Source organism: Amycolatopsis sp. NPDC005003, assembly GCF_053600695.1.
In genome coordinates this window covers 1-20009 of the sequence record NZ_JBSGAI010000070.1, presented here as the reverse complement: position 1 = coordinate 20009, position 20009 = coordinate 1, and the positions used below count along the sequence as shown (strand labels likewise).

The window sequence follows — 20009 nt, the reverse complement described above, 5'->3', positions numbered from 1 at the left end:
CCCTCTCAGGACGCACCAGGATAACGCCACGCCAGGAACCGCCGCGGGTTGTCCACGAGCATCGTCGTGATGTCCGCTTCGGACACCCCGCGCTCGCGCAGCGCCGGCAGGACGTCCCGGGTGATGTGCAGGTAGTGCCAGTTCGGCGCGATCACCGGCAGTTGCGCGGCCGGCAGCCAGTCGATGTAGCAGGAGGCGTCGTGCGAGAGCACCATGCTGCCCGCGTACCCGCGCTCGCACAGCGCCGCGACCGTGTTCACCCGCTCCTCGAACGGCAGCAGCAGGTCCAGGCCGAACCGGTCCATCCCCAGCAGCGAACCCGAGTCGGCGAGCTCCGTCAGGTAGCCCAGGTCCGCCGAGTCACCCGAGTGCCCGATCAGCACCCGGGTCAGGTCGACGCCTTCGGCCGCGAAGATCTCCTGCTGCTCCAGCCCGCGCCGGGTGCCCGCGTGCGTGTGCGTCATGATCGGCGCGCCCGTCTCGACGTGCGCCTGCGCCACCGCGCGCAGTACGCGCTCGACGCCCGGCGTCACCCCCGGTTCGTCGGTGGCGCACTTGAGCAGCCCGGCCTTGACGCCGGTGCCGGCGATGCCGTCCCGGATGTCCCCGACGAACATCCCGACCAGCGGGTCGTCGCCCTGCAGCAGCGTGCCGGGGCCGCGGAAGTGCAGGTAGTGCGGTACGTCGTGGTAGGTGTACAGCCCGGTCGCGACGACGATGTGGACGTCGACCTCGGCCGCCACCCGCTGCACGCGCGGGATGTAGCGGCCCAGGCCGATCACCGTCGGGTCGACGATCGTGTCGATCCCGGCGTCCTTCAGCTCCTTCAGGCGCCGGATCGCTTCGGGGACGTGCTCGTCCTCGCGGAACCCCTCGTGCTCCGGGTAGTTGTCGGCGAATTCGGGGCTCAGCACGAAGAGGTGCTCGTGCATGAGCACCCGGCCCAGCGCTTCCGGCGCGATCGCGCCGCGAACCGTCTCGATCATCAGCCACGCGCCCGCAGCTCGCGGCGCAGGATCTTGCCGCTGGTGGTCTTCGGCAGCTCGTCGAGCACCTCGATGGTGCGCGGGTACTTGTAGGCGGCGAGCCGTTCCTTGCACCAGGCGACCAGCTCCGCGGGATCGGCGGCCGCCCCGGGCGCCGGGCTCACGTACGCCTTGACCGTCTCGCCGCGGTAGGAGTCGGCGATCCCGACGACGGCGGCTTCGCGGACCGCCGGGTGCGTGTACAGGACGTCTTCGACCTCGCGCGGCCAGACCTTGAAGCCGGACGCGTTGATCATGTCCTTCTTGCGGTCCACGACGTAGACCCAGCCGCGCTCGTCCATGAACCCGATGTCACCGGTGAGCAGCCGCCCGCCGGGCAGCGCCTCGGCGGTGGCGTCCGGCCGGTTCCAGTAGCCCGAGACCACCATCGGGCCCTCGACGGCGATCTCCCCCGCCTGGCCGGGCGGCAGTTCTTCGCCGTTCTCGCCGAGGATCCGGACGATCGTGTCCGGCACCGGCAGGCCGATCGAGATGGTGCCGGAGTCCGGGTCGATCGGCGCTTCGAGGGTGCCGGGGACGACGACACAGCCCGCCGTGGTCTCGGTGAGGCCGTAGCCGTTGTGGATGTAGTGCCCGGTCTTCGCGCGGAAGGCCTCGACCACGGCGGGCGGCAGCGCGGCGCCGCCCGAATACAGCAGCGCGAACGAGTCGAAGTGCGCCCGGCTGAACGACGGGTGCGCCATCAGCGCCATGTAGGCCGTCGACGGCCCGACCGTGTACGACGGCCGGTGCTCGAGGAACGCGTCGAGCACGACCCCCGGCTCGAAGCGGTAGGCCAGGGCCAGGGTGCCCTCGATGTCGATCGCGGAGCCGAGCTCGCAGACCATGCCGGTGATGTGGAACAGCGGCGCGAGCCCGAACAGCGTCGAGCCGGCCGGGAGGCCGCTGAAGGCGCCGAGCGCGGCGGCGTTGGTGCCGACGTTGCCGTGGGTGTTGGTGGCACCTTTCGGCGTGCCGCTGGTGCCGGAGGTGTAGCTGATCAGGGCGACGTCGTCGAGGGCGAAGGCGGGCTCGGGCGGCTTCGGGCCAGGCGTCGCCGCGGCTTCGAGTAGCTCGGTCGCACCCGGCGTCTCCTCCTTCTCGACCTTGGCCAGGACGCGCTCGTCGTCGCGGGTCTGGAACTCGAGCTCGCTGGTGGTGAGCGCGATGCCGACGCCGTTCGCCGCCGCGGTTTCGCCGATGAAGGCGTTCCAGCCGCGCTGCGCGCAGACGACCGCCTTCACCCCGGCGTCGGTGAACACGTGCGTGAGCTCGCGTTCGCGGTACATCGGGTTGACCGGCACCACGATCCCGCCGGCCTTCCACGCGCCGAGCAGGGCGATGACGAACTGCGGGATGTTCTGGAGCACCAGGGCGAGCCGGTCGCCGCGGGCGAAGCCGTGCGCCGCCAGGTACCGGGCGACGCCGTCGGAGAGCTCGTCGACCTCGCGGTAGCTCAGCCGCGCGTCGAAGTAAGCGATCGCGGCCCGGTCCGGGACGTGGTCCACGGCGCGGCGGAACGACTCGGGCAGCGTCGTCGGCTTCGCCGCTCCGGCGGCCCGCACCCGTTCGTCGTAGCTCGCGAGCCAGGGCTTCGCGTCGTACCAGCTCATCCAGTGACCTCCTTTGGACACCGACCGGTCGGTATGCCGACGCTAGGAGGACACGGCGGCCCGCGTCAAGCCCGTCCGGGCGCGCCAAAATTGCGCACGACAATTCCCGTGCGCAAGAAGCCACACCAAAACAATGCAGCCAGATGCCGCCTTCACCGGGGTACACGTACCCCGGTTCGAAATGGTTCATATCTTCTTTTTCGCACCGATCACACTGGACAAACCCCAGGTCGACACGCCACCATGGTCGTCGGCGACCAGACAGGTCCGCCCCATCAGATAACCCCGCCGTATCCCCCGAACACGGCGGAGTACCCATATGTTCACGCTAACTCACGTACGAAAACGGAGTCATTCATGCCTGCTTCCGGTGGACGACACCGCCTCTCCCGGCGGACGAAGATCGCGACGGGCGCCCTCGCCCTCGCGATCGCGGGCGGGGCACTGGCGATCGCCACGACCGTCGGCGACCCCAACGCCGCCAACGCCGCCTCGGGCGGTCAGGCGGCGGTCGGCCAGATCAGCTGTCCCGACGTGGCGAGCAAGCTCCCGGCCATCCCCGCGCAAGCCCAGGCCGAAGTGCAGCGCAACCTGGACCTGCTGAACACCCAGATCAACGAAGCCAACAACCGGCTCCGCACGACCGTCGGCCAGGGCGGCCCCAACTTCGTCCAGAACGCCATCCTCGGCCCGCTGGCGGACAAGCGGAAGTCCACGATCGACCGCATCGCCATCTCGATCGGGCGCCGCGCCGAGAAGCCGCAAGGCCTCGACAGCCTGGCCACGTGTTCGGTCGGCGGCGCGGGTGCCGCCGCTCCGGCACCGGCCCAGGGCACCGGCAACGGCGGCCAGAACAACAGCGGCAACAACGGCAACAACGGCCAGAACGGGAACCAGGGCAACAGCGGCAACACCGGCAACGCCGGCGTCGGCAAGATCTCCTGCCCGGACGTCGCGAGCCGGCTCCCGGCCATCCCCGCCCAGGCCCAGGCGGAGGTGCAGCGCAACCTCGAGCTGCTGAACACCCAGGTCGCCGAAGCCAACAACCGCCTGCAGACGACCGTCGGCCAGGGCGGCCCGAACTTCGTCCAGAACGCCATCCTCGGCCCGCTCGAGGACAAGCGCGTGGCGACGATCAACCGGATCGCCACCGCCATCGGCCGCAACGCGGCCAAGCCGCAGGGCCTCGACGCGCTCGCGCCCTGTAGCCGGTAACGCACAAGGCCCGGCGAGGGGTGCGCCTCGCCGGGCCGCGGCACCCCCGCTCGCGGGCCGGGCCCGGTTCGCGGGGATCTCCGCGGTCCCCGCCGGACCCGCCGGCCGTCGCGAGCCGCGGGCTCGCCGGTGGTCGGCCGGTCGAACGTGAACGTCGTCGGGTCGTTCGACCCGGTCCCCCACGATCCGCGGCTCCGCCGGGAACACCGGACGCCCGCTCCCCCGTGGGGAAGCGGGCGTCCAGCCCGGATGCGTGACGGCGTCAGCTCGTGACGGCCTCGGAACTCTTCCGCGGTGCCTCGCCGACCCGATCGCGGTGCCGGCGCGCCGCCGCCGTTCCGGCCGCCAGGACGGCGAGCCCCACGACGTTGACCCCGGCACCGACCCACAGCGGCGAGACGAACCCGAGGCCGGCGGCCAGAGCCAGCCCACCCAGCCAGGCGCCGAGCGCGTTGCCGATGTTGAAGGCCGCGATGTTGGTGCCCGACGCCATCGTCGGCGCGTCGTCGGCGTACCGCATGATCCGCAGCTGCAGACCGGGGGCGGTGGCCAGGCCGACGGTGCCCATCAGGAACAGCGAGACGATCGTCAGGATCTGGCTGTGCGCGGTCAGCGCGAACCCCACGAGCACCGCCGTGAGCAGGGCGAGGATCACGATCAGGGACTTGTCCAGCGCCTTGTCGGCCGCCTTGCCGCCGATGAAGTTGCCGGCGAACATGCCGACCCCGAACAGCACGAGCAGCCAGGGCACCGTGCTGGTGGCGAAGCCGCTGACCTCGGTCAACGTGAAGGCGATGTAGGTGAACGCGCCGAACATGCCGCCGTAGGACAGCACGGTGATCGCCGCCGAGGTCCAGACCTGAGGACGGCGGAAGACGCCGAGCTCACCACGCACGCTGGTCCGGGCGATGCCCTCCGGCCGCGGCACCAGCACCGCGATGCCGATCATGGTGATGACACCGATGACCGTGATCGCCCAGAACGTCGAGCGCCAGCCGAGCTGCTGACCGAGCAGGGTGCCGAGCGGCACACCGAGCACGTTGGCCACGGTCAGGCCACCGAACATCAGCGCGATGGCGCTGGCCTTCTTGTTTTCCGCGACCATCTCCGCGGCGACCACCGCACCGACGCTGAAGAACGCGCCGTGGCACAGAGCCGCGATGATCCGGCCGAGCAGCATCACCGAATAGACCGGTGCGATGGCCGAGATCAAGTTGCCGGCGATGAACAGCACCATCAGCCCGAGCAACACTTTCTTGCGGTCGAACCTGGTGATCGCCAGGGTGAGCGCGATGGCGCCGACCGCGACACTGAGCGCGTAGCCCGAGACCAGGTATCCGGCCACCGGCTCGGTGACCCCGAAATCCGCCGCCACCTGGGGCAGCAGACCCACGATCCCGAATTCGGTCAGCCCGATGCCGAAGCCTCCCAGCGCCAAGGCGAGAAGCCCGATAGGCATGACTCTACCCTCCATCCCATTTGTTCACTGCATAAACCTCGTGGGTGAATGACCTCATCATCATCGATCACCTCATCGTAGGCGCGCGCCGAAACGGGCGCCGCCATCGTAGGTGGAATCATCACTACGACCTTCGTGACATCGCGAAAACCTTCGTGACACGCCCGGCCTGCCTCATCGGCTTCTCCAGCACCGAATCGCTTGAGCGTGGTGCCCGGCGCTCATACCGTCGATATCGAACGCACATCACCTGCGACGTCGTCACCCGCGACGTCGAACCGGCGGGATACGGCGTAAATGCACAGGATTCCCCGTTTCCGCCATGGACAAACCCGGGAGACACCATGAGGTTGGTTCGGTCCTGTTCACGTTCGAGCCCGGACCCGCGCGGGCGCCACCCCCGGCCCGGGGTGCCGGGGCGCGTCGCGGGCGTCTTCCCCGGTCTGGGCAGCCGCGCGGCGTACCGGGATCTCGGCCGTCACCTGCTGGACTCCGGGAGCCCGGAGGTGCTCGAAATCCACCGGCAGGCCGCGCGGGCACTGGGTTTTCCCGACCGGCCGGAGAAACTCCTGCCGATCCCGGAGAACCTGCCGGCGGGAAAGCTGGCCCGGCAGGCCTTCATCGGGAGCGCGATCCTGGTGCACAGCCTCGCCCTGGAAGCCCACCTGCGGAACACGGCGGCCAAGAACGGGATTCACCTCGATTTCGTGGCCTACACCGGGGAGAGTTTCGGGATCATCACCTCCGCGGTGGCGAGCGGGGCGCTGTCCATCGGTGACGGCGTCAAGATCGCGCGGGCTTTCACGCCGCTGATGCTGGTGGCCGCCGAGGGCGAGGTTCCCGACGAGCCGGTCGCCCGCGAAGTCGCCGTCCACCTCCCCGATTCGCTGCGTGGCCGCGCACTGGTGCCCGAACCGTTCCACGTCATCGCCCTGAACGGGGACACCGAAGATCTCGTCGCCGCTCTCGACGAAATCGGGAGAAGGTACCCGAAAGCGGATGTCGAGATCCACAAGCACTATTCGGACCGGCAGACGAACCTGTACGTGCGGTCCGGAGTCAAGGCGGATTTCGACGGGTTCACCGCGGGACTGCCCGGGATCCGGTCGGAGGAGCTGAAGAAGCCGACGAAATTCCTCGCCCACTCCGAGCGGATGAGCGGCGTGCGCGAGGCGCTCGAGGCGTTCATGGCCGCGAACGGCATCGTGTTCTCCGAGCCCGCCGTCCCGGTGGTCTCGAACCACGGTGCCGGCCTGCTGAGCACCGCCGAGCAGGTCCGGGACGGCATCCTCGCGATCACCGACGAGGTCATGGCGTCGCGGGAGACCGTGGCCACGCTCGCCGGCCTCCGGCCCGACCTGGTGGTCGAGCTGGGGCCGGGTGACAAGTCCGTGCGGCTGCTGCACGACAACGGCACCACGGAACCCGTGACCGCCTACACCGGGACCGCGGCTGCCGCGGACCCGCTGCTCCGCGTGCTGAAGCTGGTGGACGACCTGCTGGCCGAGCTGGCGGAGCTGCGCGGCTCGGGAGACCGCCTGACCGGCCGGCAGCTCGGCACCCTGCGCGACCTCTTCCGGCTGGCCTCGACGAGCTCCTTCGGCGAGCGGTACCTCCTCGGGGTCATGCGGCGCGTCATCACCGACGAGATGCTCCGCTCCGAGCGGGACGCCGCACCGGCCTTCCACGAGCTCCTCGAGGTCTTCCAGCACACCTACCGGCACCGCGGTGACATCGACATCGGTCGCGGCGAGCTGGTTCTGCGGGCGCGGCAGAAGAAGCGGATCACCGGCGACCACCCGGGCCGGGTCCGCACCGAGCTCAGGATCGTCGACCGTGCGGGTGAGGTCGTCGACCGGAGTGTCGACACGGCCGCGCAGCCCGAGGTCGTGGTGGTCCACTTCGACCGCGGAACGGACCACGGCGAGGCGGCCGTCGAGCGCCGCCACACCCTGTTCCGGGCGCTCCGGCACGACCGGCCGGCGCTGTTCCGCCAGAACGACTGCTACCTCGAGGGAAGCGACCTCGCCGGCTGGCTGGCGGCCCTGGCGGCCTCCGGCGCGGCGCCGGTGACCGACGTCGTGGCCCTCCACGAGCTGTCGCTGAGGGCGGGCCCCGGGCTGGAGGCCGCACTGGACCGGCTGCTCTCCTCGCTCACCCGCCCCGAGCTGCCCCTCGTCTCGCCGGAGGGCGTCCCGCTGTGGTCGGCGAAAGACCTCGCTTCCGCCACGCGTGCCGTCGTCCTCGACGGCGCTCTCGACAGCGCTGTCGAGAGCGGGGGCCGGCGGATCCACCTCGGCGGGAACTGCCTGATCCTCTCGCTCGGGTCCGCGCTCGACCCCGCCGGCCTGGACCTGGGGCCGCACCGGGCCGACGTCATCTCCGTGTCCTCCCCCGCCGGCATCCGGGCCAGGGGCGTCCACCGGGCGCTCGACGAGTTCGAGGACCAGTGCGTCCTGTCCATGACCGTGGAAAACGGGAAGGTGCTGCGCTACGCCCAGGGCCGCCGGGTGCTGACCGGCACGGTCAACGCCTACGTCGGCATCGGCGAACGCGTCCTGGGCTTCGGCGCCGGCGGCAGCGAGTCCATGACGATCTTCCTGCGGAAGGACGGCGAGGACCGGACCACCGTCCGCAAGATCCTGAGCGAGGCGCTGACCACGGTCGGCTGGAACCCCGAGGGCCGGGGCGTGATGCTGCCGCCGTTCACCAAGGCGAAGAAGCAGGCGGAGTACCTGCAGGCCCTGCCCGAGCCGGTGCGCCGGTACTTCCCCGAGGTGTACGACATCCAGGAGCGGGTGATCCCGGCTCCGCGGGGCGACGGCAAGGCCACCTGCAAGGAAGTCGTCTACGAGATGAGCTACGTCCCGGGCGTGGAGATCAGCCGGTTCGTCGAGCGGAACTCGCCGCCCCCGGCCGTGGTCGCCCGCCTCTACGAGCAGGTCTTCCGGGTGCTGAACCGGAACGTGCACACCGTGAACCGCGTCCCCGCCCCGGGCGAGACCCTGGACATCTCCTACTTCCGGAAGATCGAGGACCGCCTGGCGCTCTGCCGGCGCACGGCACCGCGCACCTTCTCCCCGGAGCTGCTCGACACCGAACGGATCGTCATCGACGGCGTCACCTACCTCAACGTGCCGGCGCTGCTGGCCCGGTTCCGGGCGCACCCGGAGTACCTCCGGGTCCTGGAACCACGGTTCCACTCCCTGGTGATGGGGGACACGAACACCGAGAACATCAAGATCGAGGACCCCGCGCCGCTGCTGCACGCCCAGCGGCTGATCGAAACGGGCGCACCGCGCCGGGAGATCGACGCGGCGCTGGCGGCGGTCACGGCGGAGTCGGTGGGGATCAGGTTCCTCGACCCGCGGGCCATCGGCTTCAAGAGCGACGGCGCCGACACCCGTGACGACGCGATGTACGACAACAAACCCTGGCACAACTCCCTCGGCCACTACGACGAGATCCACTACGAGCAGTTCGCCCTGCGGGTCCGGACCGGCCCCGGGCGGACGCCTCGGGTCGACATCGACTTCGCGGCGGGGAACCCGTACCAGAAGTCCTACCGGGTCCGGGATGTGGTGGCCAGGGGCGAAGCGGTCGACCCGGCGCAGCCGCGCGGGCTGGAGGACTACTTCGGCTCCGTGATGACGGCCGTGCAGCGGGACGACCCGGAGTCCCAGGACCTCAAGGATCCCTACTGGGTGATCCGGCTCGTCTTCATGATGGGCACCCATTTCGCGGCCATGCCGCCGTTCCACTTCCAGGCCGAGCTGGACGGGACGCTGACCGACACCTACCAGGTGCAGCGCCGGCCGGTGGCCATCTACTGCGAGGGCGTCAAGTGGCTGAACTGGGCGCTGGAGATGCTCACCGGGGAGCGGACGGAGTTCCTGGGGACGGCGGTGCCGTCGCCGGCTCACCTGGAGCGCACCCGGCGGCTCCCGGCGGCCACCGGGCACACCCCCCACCGCCGCGCGGTTCCCGGCCACCGCGCCCCGCGCACACCGCAGCCGGGCACGCGGCCGGCGGCCGGCCCCCGGCACACCACCCGGCTGTCGCACACCCGAGAGACCCGAGAGAAGGAGGGCTGACCCATGGACTGTGCAGCGCCGGTGCTGCCGGTGACAGGGCTGGACGAGCTGACCACCGAGTCACGCATGATCGCGACCCCGTGGAGCCGCATGGTGCGCGGCATCGGGCTCGGCCAGTACCCCGTCGACCACGACCCCGTCGCCGCCGGACGGATCCGGCACACGTTCGACCTGCTGGCGGCGAAGGTACCGCCGTCGAACTCCTACACGCTGTTCGCCCGGCGGCTGGCGGACCTGATCCTGAACGTGACGGACCCGGCCGTCGACTTCACCCGCGTCGACGTCGGTTCGGCGGCCGGGGACGTCGTGGACGCCGTCCGGTCGGAGGGGAACGCCTACTACCGCGTCACGGCGGGCTGCATCCTCATGGCCGCGTTCGCCAAGCTCGGCCTGGACCGCAAGCTGCTGGTCAACGAGTGGATGGACTTCCCAGCCGAGATCCTCGCCGCGACCGACCGGATCCGGCCGGACCGGATCAAGGACGAGAACAGCGGCCGGCACGGCGACTACGAGCGGCTTTCCGCCTACACCGCGGTGTTCCTCGCCTTCGGCCAGCTGGGCATGGCCGACCGGCTCGTCACCGGCGAGCGCAACCACGTCCGCGAGGCGCTGGACCTCCTGGAGCGGATCCCCGCGCCGTTCTTCCGCGGGCGTGGCGGGTCCATGCTGCTTTCGGCGATCTCGCTGCTGGGTTTCGACGAACACACCTTCGACGGGCCGCGGGACTACCTGAAGGAGACGCTGGACCACCTCGACCGCGCCGACGAGCTGGCCGTCCCGCCCGCCTTCCCGCAGCCGATGTCCGAGGACTTCGGGACGATCTACCCGCTGCTGACCATGCTGAACGCCATCGCGATGGCCGGCCGCCCCGAGTACCTGACCTACCGGAAGGACCGGCTGGCGGAGGCGAAGGACCTGCTGGGCCGGATCGACCCGGTGGAACGGACCCACATGGGGCTGTACTACCTCGTGGCCCTGCACAACCTCGGCCGGCTGTCCGACGAGGTGCCGGACCTGAACGCCTTCGTGGAAGACGTGCTGGGACAGTGGGACCACGCCGATCCCGGCGCGAACTTCTTCCGCAACGGGATCGCCTACCCGTACATGATCGAAACGGCCATGCTGACCGGGCGGATGGACCTGATCACCGACGAGGGCCTGGACCGGCTGGTGGGCTCCTACCCCGACCTGGACCGGACCGACCTGGACCGGGTCAACCGCCCCTATCCGTTCAGCTACGCGCTGAACATGCTCGGCGAGATCGGCGAAGCGGGCAAGCTCTACACACCGTCGGCCCGGTACGGCGGCCGCTCGGCCGTGGCCTGGGTCACGAGCCGTCTTTCCGACGGCGGCCGTGCGGAAGGGAACCGGCTCTACATGCTGGACCACGCGCTGATCGGCTACGCCCTCCGGATGCGGGGACGGCAGAGCGCCGAGCCGGAGGTCTTCCGGAATTTCCGGTTCCCCCTCACCGCCTGAGAAAACCGGACGAGAGAATCCCCGGCCACCCGAGGTGGCCGGGGATTTCCGTTGCCGCGCCTCACCTGTGTGCGCCGGCGAAGGCGCCGGGGCGGGCCACCGGTGCGGGAGCCCGCTCGCACTCGGGCTTCCAGGTGCCCACGTGCACCCATTGCCGCCGCCACCGCAACGTGGCCAGCACCGTCGACCGCGAACACCGCGGGCACGGCTGGGGTGTCGAATCGACCCACATCTCCGCCATGGGAAACCTCCAGTGCTGTCGCTGGTTCTCGATACCTGGAGGATGGCGTTCCGGCGCTACGCAACGGTTACGTGTTCGTCCTCAATGGACTCTTCGATCAGTGGTCGATGGCTTCGATGAAGCCGGCCTGGACCGCCTTGTTGATCGCGTCGACCCGGGACGCCGCGCCCAGCTTCCCGTAGATGTTGGTGAGGTGCCGCTTCACGGTGCCCTCGCTGATGAACAGGCGCGAGGCGATCTGGGCGTTGCTCATCGCCGCGGCGACCAGCCGGAGGACCTCGAGCTCCCGTTCGGACAACAGCGTTCGCTGCGCCTGCCGTCGCTCCAGCGACTCCATCGTCGCCCGCGGGACCGACAGCAGCACGTTGTCCTTGGAGCGGCTCACCGACCGGATCGCGGAGATGAGCTCGTCGCGGGCGATGCTCTTCACCAGGTACGCCGCCGCGCCGCTGTCCAGCAGGTCACGCACGACCGCGGGTGCGTCGTGCATGGTCAGGATGACCACGGCGGTGTCGGGGGACATCCGCCCGACCCGCTCGATCACCGCCTTCGCGCTCGGCCCGGGCATCTCGACGTCGAGCAGCAGGATGTTCGGCCGGAGCCGCTGCACCAGCGCGACGGCCTCGTCCCCGTGGGCCGCGTCGCCGGTCACGGCGAACTCCGGGTCCGTGGCCAGCAGCTCGCACAGCCCCTGGCGGAACAGGGTGTGGTCGTCGGCGACGACGATGGTGACCTTCGGTTCGCGCGCCACGGTCATTTCCCGGCTCCGAGGTGCGCGACGGCGATCGAGATCGTGGTCCCGATGTCCGGCGTCGCGGTGATCGTGAACGTCCCGCCCAGGAGCTCGAGGCGCTCGCGCATGGAGGAGAGCCCGACACCCGACCGCGCCACCAGCGCGGCGGCGAGGTCGAACCCCTGCCCGTCGTCCCGCACCGATGCGTGCACTTCCGCGTCGGTGACCGTGACGGTCACCTCGAGCGTGCGCGCGCTCGAATGCAGGACGGCGTTCCGGATGGCCTCGCGGAGCACGAGGTACAGCTCCTCGCACGCATCGTCCGGCAGCTGCTCGTCACCGGTCACCGACACGGTCGTGTGAATGCTCGGCGGGACCCGGGTGGCCACGTAGTCGTCGAGCGCCTTCGCGAGACCGCCGACCTCGACCGCGGACTCCCGCAGTTCGGTGGCGACCCCTCGGATCAGGTCGAGGGCTTCGCGCAACGCGGCGCGGGCGGTGACGATCCGGGTCATCGCGCGCGCCGGATCCCTGGCGGCGTAAACCTCGTACAGGTCGAGGTCCTGCAGCACCACGCCGACCGAATGCGCGGCGCGGTCGTGCAGTTCTCGGCCGATCCGGCGCCGCTCGTCGCGGTGCGCGTGGTTCATCTTCTCGAGGAGGAAGCTCGCGTAGGACACCGCGCCGATCCCGACGCGGAGCATGATCGACTCCTGCAGCACACCGGCGGCGGTGCGCAGCCTGGTTTCCGGGTCGCCGTCGGCCCGGGTCCGGTCCAGGACGATCGGGAGCAGGACCTGGAACATCGTCACCGCGGCGTGCGCCGACTCGATCGGGTGAACCCCCCGGACGGCACGGCTGGCCCCGATCTCCACGCTGAGCCGCTCCCCCTCGCTCTCGGGCGGCCGGGAACCGCCGAGTGCGGTCTCGATGTCGTCGAGCACGGATTCGGCCTGGCGCAGCAGCTGGGCGGTGGCCTCCGGGATTTCGGCCAGCCGATTACCCGCCGCCTGCAGGTGGTCGCGGAAAGAGAGCACCGCCGCATGCCGGAGCTCGGCGGGAAACATCAAATTCGCATCGGCCACGCGTGGATTGTCTCACAGCGGCGAAGCAATCCCAAGGCAGCCGAACAAAACGATGTGTGCGCAGTATTGTGTCACCATGAACACCCGATAAGGGCGGCGTTCCGCTGACCGGGCACCGCGGCTCAACGGCGTGAGCACCGTGACAGAAAGCGCTACCGAACCGGCGAAGACGACCGCGGCGGCGGGAAGCACGCCGATCGCCTTGATCGCGCAAAGAATGCTGAACGTCCAGCCGACCGAGCTCGCCGCAATCGCCATCACCACGCGGGCACGGCGACCACCGAGAAGGACCGGCAAGGTCCTCCGGCCGGCCAGCCGGTCACCCTTCGCGTCGGCAAGATCCTTCGTCGAACCACCCAGTCCCATCCAGAGGGACATCATAAGGCCGAAGAGGAACATCGGCCCGCTGAGCGGCCCGCCGCCCGCCGCCGACCAACCGGCCAGGTAGGTCAGCATTCCCAGCGCGGTCACCGCCGCGACGAACCCGGCCAGATTCGCTTTCAGCGGCCACGGCCCCAGCGAGTAGGCCCAGCCGACCCCGAGCATCGCCGCGGTCAGCAGGACCTGGACCGGGGACACCACCGCCGCCGCGGCGAGCCCGGCCGCGGCCAGGCCCGCCACGATCCTGGTGGCCGACCGCCGGGGCAGGTCCCCGCGCGCGATCGGGCGGGCCGTGCCGTTGGCGCGGTCCTCGACGACGTCCGCCACCCCGTTCACCAGGTAGATCGCCCAGGTCGTGGCGAGCCAGCCGAGCCCGGCCACCACGAGCGCGAGCCGGCCGCCCGCGCCGTGCGCGTCGCCGGCCCCGCCGAGGGCCGCGCCCGCGGCGAACCGCAGCAGGAAGATGGCCTGCACCACCGGCCGCGCCTCCTGCCACCCGAGCCGCCACCGGCCGCGGAGCCGTCGCAGCCGGGACACCGGTGCGGACCGGGCCGGGCCGGCCTGGGTGTCGAAGTGGGCCGGGCTGCGCGAAAAAACCGTTGTCGACATCAGTCACCTCCACTCGGCAAGTGACCGGAAAAAAGCAGAACCAATCGAAGACTGCGCTTTCTGCACCACAAAGAACAGTGCGGGCATTACTGGAGGTCGAAAAGCAGTACGACGTTGGTGACACGGCACTTAGACCATCGTCCTGAACCGGCTCTTCCTTGGGCCTCCGGTTCTTGAGCAGCCGATGCTGAACGACTAACGTCCGAACGGTGAGTTCGATTTGTTGTTCGCCGTTTGATCCACTTGTGTGATCTATGATTTGATCGGGGCTGACGTCATGCGAGGCGACACGGGTTCAGAGGTTTCGGAAGTCCGGAACGGCCGGGGCGACCACCATGATCACGACCCGGCGCTCGCGGTCCGGTGCTTCGGAGCTTTCGAGGTGTACCTGGCGGGCGAACCGGTGGTGGCCTGGAACGCGGGCAAGGCCCGCAGCCTTTTCCAGTACCTGCTCGTGAACCGCGGCCGGGTGGTGCGGCGGGAGCGGCTGTTCGAGACGTTGTGGCCGGCGGCCGCGTGGTCGTCGGCGGCGAGCTCGCTGCGGGTGGCGGTGCACGCCGTCCGCCGGGCCCTCGAACCGCCGGCGGGCGGGCGGCCGGTCGAGATCGCCAGTCTCGCGCACGGTTACCGGCTCACCGCCACGGACCTGTGGCTGGACGTCGACGAGTTCGACAGCGCCCTGCGCGAAGCCCACGCCGCCGAGGCACGGGGTTCGCGAGCGCGGGCCGTGGCCTGGTACCGGCGAGCCGCCCGGTTGTACACCGGCGACTTCCTGACCGGGGAGACCGGGGACTGGGTCGTCGAGCAGCGGGAGTACTACCGGGCCCTGGCCCTCCAGGCACTGACCTCCCTGCGCGCCGACGCGCTGCGCCGGGACGACCACGCCGAGGTCCTCGAGCTGTGCCGCCGGATCCTGGACATCGACCCGTACCAGGAGGAGACGTACCAGACGCTGATGGTCCTGCACGCCCGGCGCGGCGAGCTCGGCCAGGTGCGCAACTGGCACCGGATGTGCGTCCGGCGCCTGCGCGACGACCTGGACGTACGGCCGACCGAGACCACGCGGCGGATCTTCGCCAGGGGTGTCCGGGGCGAGCTCCGCACGCCCGCCCCCGCCACGGCCCGGGCCGGCCGCGCGCGCCCCGGCACGGCGCCGCGGCCGAGAACCCGCCCCGGCGCGCGGCCCGCGTCGTGGACCGCGGGGCCACGCCGATGAGCCCCGCCGGTGCCTCCGCTCTTACCGGGCCAGCAGCGCGCTGATCCGCAGGAAGCCCTTCGCGGTCATCGTCACCCGCACCTCCGTCGTGACGACCGGGTCGAAGGCGAACGACGCCGGGTCGTCCGCCCCGGTCCCCCACGTGATCCGCAGGTTCCGCACCGGCTCGAAGCCCCGGGCCGTGCGGTACGCGACTTCGACGGCGACCGGCAGCGCCAGCTTCGCGTCCACGACGAAGTTCGCCGTGACGGCACTGATCCGCTGGGCCGACGGCCAGGCCAGCGACACCCAGTCCTGCGGCCGGGGCCTGCTCACCGCGGCGAGCGTCGAAGTCGCCGGTTTGACGTAGTGGTTGGACCAGCCGGTGGCCGGGTTCCCGTCCAGCATCGCGGCCGGCAGCGTGTCCGGGGCGCCCGAGTAGCTCGCGTCCGCGGCCGAGACGGCCGGGACCACGGGTGCCTCGGCCGCGCGCGCACCCGGGCCGTGGCGCTGTCCGAGTGACGTGCCCGGCAAGGTGAGCTTGCCCGGCGCCAGCCCCGGAGCGCTCGCCGTGACGGTGATCGGCCCGCGGCCGCCGGTCGCCGCGACGACCGCGACGGCCAGCCCCTTGAACGCCGGGATCGTCGGCTGCTGGTAGCCCTGGGCGAGCTCCTGCCGCCCGTTGTCGACGCCGGCGATCCGGCCGGGCCCGGCGACGGTGAAGCGCAGCACCGGCTCGCCACCGGGGACGACGACCCCGTGTGCGTCCACGACCGACGCCGTCACGAACGTCATCGCCCCGGCGATCACCGGGCTGCCGGACGTGTTCACGCTCAGCTCGACCGCGCGAGGCGGCCCGGCCGTGACGAGCTCGTCGCGCGCCACCTCGCGGCCGCCGGTCCGGGCGATCGCGGTCAGCGTGCCGGGCTCGAAGGGCACGGTCCAGGTCAGGTGCAGCTTGCCGGTGCCGCCGTTGGGGCTGGTGTAGCTGCCGGAGGGGTCGTTCTTGTCGTCGCCCGCGGGCTCGGTCGTCTCCAGGTACGAGCGCCCGTCCACGGTGGTCTTGCGGTCGAACTTCCTGGTGCCCAGGGACTTCCCGTTCAGCAGCAGCTCCACGGTGTCCACAGTGGAATAGACCCACACCGCGACGGGTTCGCCGGGCCGGTGGTCCGTCCAGTCCATCGGGGTCAGGTGCACCATCGGCGCGGTGGTCCACTGGCTGCGGAACAGGTGGAAGGCGTCCTTGGGCAGGCCGGCGCTGTCGACCGCGCCGAAGAAGGACGTCTTGACCGGGAAGACGTCGTACGGCGTCGGCTCGCCGAGGTAGTCCTGCCCGGCCCAGAGGAACTGGCCCTGGCAGAACCTCCGGTCGCGGTCCTTCTTCAGCGAGTACTCGCCGCTGAAGGTCCACGAAGCCAGGTTGTTGTCGTAGGACGACGTCGCCCGTTTGCCGGGCGTGTGGTTCTCGCCGGTGTTGAGCAGGTCGGGTTCCTGGTAGACGCCACGCGTCGAAGTTTCCGACGACGACTCGGACTCGAAGAAGAACTTGTCCGGGTACTGCCTGTGCAGCCCGTCGATCGACTGGGCGGTGTTGTAGTTGACGCCGAGGCCGTCGAGCTGCTTCAGGATGAGGTCCTGCGGCGAGCCGGGCGCGGGCACCCCGCGGTAGCGGTCCGAGCCCATCACGATCGGCCGGGTACCGTCGATCGCCCGGACCGCGGCGATCAGGCCCGCGGCGATCTCCGGGCCGCCCGCCATCGACGCGTCCGGCACCTCGTTGCCGATCGACCACAGCACCACCGCGGGCGAGTTCTTGGCCGCGTGCACCATTTCGGCGATGTCGCGCCGGCTCCACTCGTCGAAGTCGCGGTGGTAGTCGTACTCGAGCTTGCCGGTCCGCCAGCAGTCGAACGCCTCGACCATCATGACGATCCCGAGCCGTTCGCAGACCGTCACCAGCTGCGGGTCCGGCGGGTTGTGCGCGGTCCGCAGCGCGTTGACGCCCATCGCGAGCATCAGCCGCATCTGGTGTTCCAGCGCGGCCGGGTCGATCACCGCCCCGAGCGCGCCCTGGCTGGCGTGCAGGTTGACCCCGCGCAGCTTCGCCGGCTTGCCGTTGAGCGAGAACCCGTTGTCCGGGTGGAATTCGGTGTAGCGGAAGCCGAAGTCCGTGGTCGTCGTGTCGAGCACGCGCCCGGCCACGGCGACGTCGGTCCGCAGCCGGTAGAGCCTGGGCGTGCCGAACGCCCACAGCTGGGGCCGCTCGACCCGCAGCACGGTCACCGCGGCCGCCGTCCGGCCGCCGGGGAGCGGCACGCTCGTCGAACCGGTCGCCACCACGCGGCCCGCCGGGTCGGTGACGGTCGTGCGCACCTCGGCCGTCACCGGCGTTCCCGAGTCGTTGACGACGTCGGTGGCCACTCGGACCGTGCCCCGGCCGGCGGCGATGTCGGGCGTGGTGACGAACGTGCCGTGCCGGGCCACGTGCACGGGCTCGGTGACGACCAGGCGGACGCGGCGGAAGATGCCACTGCCCGAGTACCAGCGGCTGCTGGGCAGCGGGTTCGTCGCGCGCACGGCGAGCACGTTCGGCGTCCGGCCGTCGGTGTGCAGCCGCCCGGTGAGGTCGAAGGCGAACCCCGTGTAGGCGTACGGGTGGTTGCCGAGCAGTTCGCCGTCGAGGTACACGTGGGCGTCCGAGTAGACGCCGTCGAACTCCACCGACACGCGCTTGCCCTCGAGCGACGGCGGCAGCGTGAACGTCTTGCGGTACCAGCCGAGGCCGCCGCGGAAGAAGCCGGAACCGCTGTCGGTGCCCTTGCCCGTCGGCGGGAGCTCGATGCTCCAGTCGTGCGGGACGTCGACGACCTGCCACGCCGAGTCGTCGAAGCCGGGCTTCGGGGCGTCCGCGAAGCGGCCGCCGGGATCGGTGACGCCGTCGGGGTTGGCCAGCGCGAACCGCCAGCCGGCCGTGAAATCGCTTTCCCGGGCCGCGCCCGGTTGCGTGAGCGCGTCGGCGGCCCGGGCGACCGGCGCGACGGCCGAGACGGCGACGGCGGCGCCGACGCCGCCCAGGACGACCCGCCTGGGGAAACCGCTCGGCTCTTCTTCCGGCATCGGGCAGGCCCCTTCCAGCGCGGCGACGGTGCAGGCGGAAAGCACTATGGCACAGAGGTTTCCGGACAATCAAAGGGTTCGATAATTTCGAACTCCGCACTCGACTCAAGCCCAAGCGACCGCTTAGTATGGGGATGACCCCGAGGAGGCGGCGATGTCCACTGTGGATGGTGTGCGGTACGAGGCGGACGGCGCGGTCGCGACGTGCACGTTCGACAAGCCGGACCGCAGCAACGCGATGGACGTGCCGATGCAGGCCCGCTACGGCGCCCTGCTGCGGCAGGCGGACGCCGACCGGGAGATCCGCGCGGTCGTCGTCACCGGGGCGGGCAAGGCCTTCTGCCCCGGCGCCGACCTGGGCCTGCTCGACACGATCGCCGCGGGCCCCCCGGTGGAGGGCGGCGAGAACTTCCGGGACGTGCTGGCGGCGGCCTCGGTGGGGGTCCCGGTGGTCGCGGCGGTCAACGGCGGCTGCGCCGGCCTGGGGTTCGTCATCGCCTGTTCGGCGGACGTCCGGTTCGCGGCCGCGGGCGCGAAGTTCACCACCGCGTTCGCCCGTCGCGGCCTGATCGCCGAGTACGGCATCGCGAAGCTGCTCCCGGAGCTGGTCGGCCAGGGCCGGGCCCGGGACCTGCTGCTGTCCGGGCGGACGTTCACCGCGGAGCAAGCCCTGGCCTACGGCCTGGTCCAGGAGGTCGTCCCGGCCGGCGAGCTGCAGCTGCGCGCGCACGCGTACGCGACGGAGCTGGCGACGTACAGCGCGCCGCGGTCGATGGCGGTGATGAAGGAGCAGTTCGGGCGGGAGGCGTTGCTGCCGCTTTCCGAGGCGGCCCGGGCGGCGACGGAGCTGATGATCGAGTCGTTCGGCCGTCCCGAGCTGACGGAGGGGCTCGCGAGCTGGAACGAGCGCCGGCCGCCGAGGTTCCCGCCGCACCGATGAGTTTCCGCCGTCCCGGTCGTCGGTACCGGCATGGCCAAGTTGCTCTACGCGTTCAGCTGCTCGATCGACGGTTTCCTCGCCGGCCCGGGCGGCGACATGTCCTGGCTGACGCCACACCTGCACCCCGACCCGGCGGTCGACGCCCTGATCCCCCGCATCGGAGCGTTGCTGGTGGGCCGCCGCACCTACGACGGCGACGACCCGCACCGCGGCGGCCCGGGCGAGGGGAACGCGTTCGGCGGCGGCTGGGAGGGGCCGCAGTTCGTCCTCACCCGTCGTCCCGCGGCGCCCGCCCCCGGCGTGCACTTCGCCGGCGACCTTCCCTCGGCCGTCTCGGCGGCCAAGGCCGCTGCCGGTGAGAAGTACGTCAACGTCCTCGGCGCCGACGTGGCCCGGCAGTGCCTCGAGGCCGGGGTGCTCGACGAGATCCTCGCACTGCCGGTCCCGGTCCTCCTCGGCGACGGGGTCCGGGTGTTCGACCGTCCCGGCGGGGTCACGGTCAGGCTGGAACGCCTGCGCCCGAACTGGTACCGGGTGCTCCGCTAGCCGGGTAATGCGTAGGTTCGGTTGGCGAACATCCTGTTCACCTCCGAAGCGCGATGGCTGCGGTTGCTCGGCTGTTCCCGCTCGGGTGATTGGCAGACCCGCACATCTCCGGGGGTGCTTCGTCGTTGCGGACCGGCGGCCGGCAACGCAAGCCGACCAACGGCGCAAGCCGTCCGGGCCAACACGCGAACCGCAGGCCGGGAGCGCAAGCCGACCACGACGTCACCAGACCTCCCCCGCCCCTCATCCCAGCCTTCTCTTCAGTCGGCGGTCGGGT

The 20009-nt window shown here is 70.9% G+C and carries 13 protein-coding genes; 6 read left to right on the top strand and 7 right to left on the bottom strand.

All coding sequences use genetic code 11. The features are described 5' to 3' along the window. Positions 1-5 precede the first annotated feature (5 nt). Together ACWED2_RS44755 and ACWED2_RS44750 are read right to left on the bottom strand one after the other, a co-directional pair. Positions 6-986, bottom strand: a complete 981-nt coding sequence (locus ACWED2_RS44755) for a phosphotriesterase family protein (protein ID WP_449696602.1) — start codon at positions 984-986, stop codon at positions 6-8. Beyond that, a complete protein-coding gene (locus tag ACWED2_RS44750; protein WP_449696601.1) occupies positions 986-2638 on the bottom strand; it encodes an AMP-binding protein in 1653 nt (550 codons plus the stop codon). The genes ACWED2_RS44755 and ACWED2_RS44750 overlap by 1 nt, the downstream gene beginning before the upstream one ends. Before the next feature lie 357 nt (positions 2639-2995). Between ACWED2_RS44750 and ACWED2_RS44745 the strand changes: the two genes are divergently transcribed. Beyond that, positions 2996-3853, top strand: coding sequence for a hypothetical protein (locus ACWED2_RS44745; RefSeq protein WP_449696600.1), 858 nt, complete (start codon positions 2996-2998; stop codon positions 3851-3853). A 262-nt stretch (positions 3854-4115) separates the two neighbouring features. Here ACWED2_RS44745 and ACWED2_RS44740 read toward each other — a convergent pair whose 3' ends face one another. Next, positions 4116-5312 (bottom strand): MFS transporter, encoded by a 1197-nt coding sequence (locus tag ACWED2_RS44740; RefSeq protein WP_449696599.1) that lies wholly within the window; start codon positions 5310-5312, stop codon positions 4116-4118. A gap of 410 nt (positions 5313-5722) precedes the next feature. On the opposite strand from ACWED2_RS44740, the gene ACWED2_RS44735 reads away from it, so the two are divergent. Together ACWED2_RS44735 and ACWED2_RS44730 are read left to right on the top strand one after the other, a co-directional pair. Next, positions 5723-9406 (top strand): ACP S-malonyltransferase, encoded by a 3684-nt coding sequence (locus ACWED2_RS44735; RefSeq protein WP_449696598.1) that lies wholly within the window; start codon positions 5723-5725, stop codon positions 9404-9406. A gap of 3 nt (positions 9407-9409) precedes the next feature. Next, positions 9410-10885, top strand: a complete 1476-nt coding sequence (locus ACWED2_RS44730; RefSeq protein WP_449696597.1) for a hypothetical protein — start codon at positions 9410-9412, stop codon at positions 10883-10885. Positions 10886-11223: 338 nt separating this feature from the next. On the opposite strand, the gene ACWED2_RS44725 is transcribed toward ACWED2_RS44730, so the two are convergent. The 3 genes from ACWED2_RS44725 to ACWED2_RS44715 are packed head-to-tail and all read right to left on the bottom strand — an operon-like array spanning position 11224 to position 13934. Further along, on the bottom strand, positions 11224-11883 hold the full coding sequence (locus tag ACWED2_RS44725) for a response regulator (RefSeq protein ID WP_449696596.1): 660 nt from the start codon (positions 11881-11883) through the stop codon (positions 11224-11226). Continuing rightward, a complete protein-coding gene (locus tag ACWED2_RS44720; RefSeq protein WP_449696595.1) occupies positions 11880-12944 on the bottom strand; it encodes a sensor histidine kinase in 1065 nt (354 codons plus the stop codon). Before ACWED2_RS44720 ends, ACWED2_RS44725 begins: the two co-directional genes overlap by 4 nt. Before the next feature lie 12 nt (positions 12945-12956). Then, on the bottom strand, positions 12957-13934 hold the full coding sequence (locus ACWED2_RS44715; protein ID WP_449696594.1) for a UbiA family prenyltransferase: 978 nt from the start codon (positions 13932-13934) through the stop codon (positions 12957-12959). Positions 13935-14211: 277 nt separating this feature from the next. Here ACWED2_RS44715 and ACWED2_RS44710 point away from each other — a divergent pair, with 277 nt between their 5' ends. After that, positions 14212-15150 (top strand): AfsR/SARP family transcriptional regulator, encoded by a 939-nt coding sequence (locus ACWED2_RS44710; RefSeq protein WP_449696593.1) that lies wholly within the window; start codon positions 14212-14214, stop codon positions 15148-15150. Positions 15151-15171: 21 nt separating this feature from the next. Here ACWED2_RS44710 and ACWED2_RS44705 read toward each other — a convergent pair whose 3' ends face one another. Beyond that, on the bottom strand, positions 15172-18246 hold the full coding sequence (locus tag ACWED2_RS44705) for a glycoside hydrolase family 2 TIM barrel-domain containing protein (RefSeq protein WP_449696592.1): 3075 nt from the start codon (positions 18244-18246) through the stop codon (positions 15172-15174). 154 nt (positions 18247-18400) lie between these two features. Between ACWED2_RS44705 and ACWED2_RS44700 the strand changes: the two genes are divergently transcribed. Then, a complete protein-coding gene (locus ACWED2_RS44700; protein WP_449696591.1) occupies positions 18401-19186 on the top strand; it encodes an enoyl-CoA hydratase-related protein in 786 nt (261 codons plus the stop codon). Between the two features lie 30 nt (positions 19187-19216). Next, positions 19217-19732 carry a dihydrofolate reductase family protein gene (locus tag ACWED2_RS44695; RefSeq protein ID WP_449696590.1) on the top strand — a complete coding sequence of 172 codons (516 nt, stop codon included), beginning with the start codon at positions 19217-19219 and terminating at the stop codon, positions 19730-19732. Positions 19733-20009 lie beyond the last annotated feature (277 nt).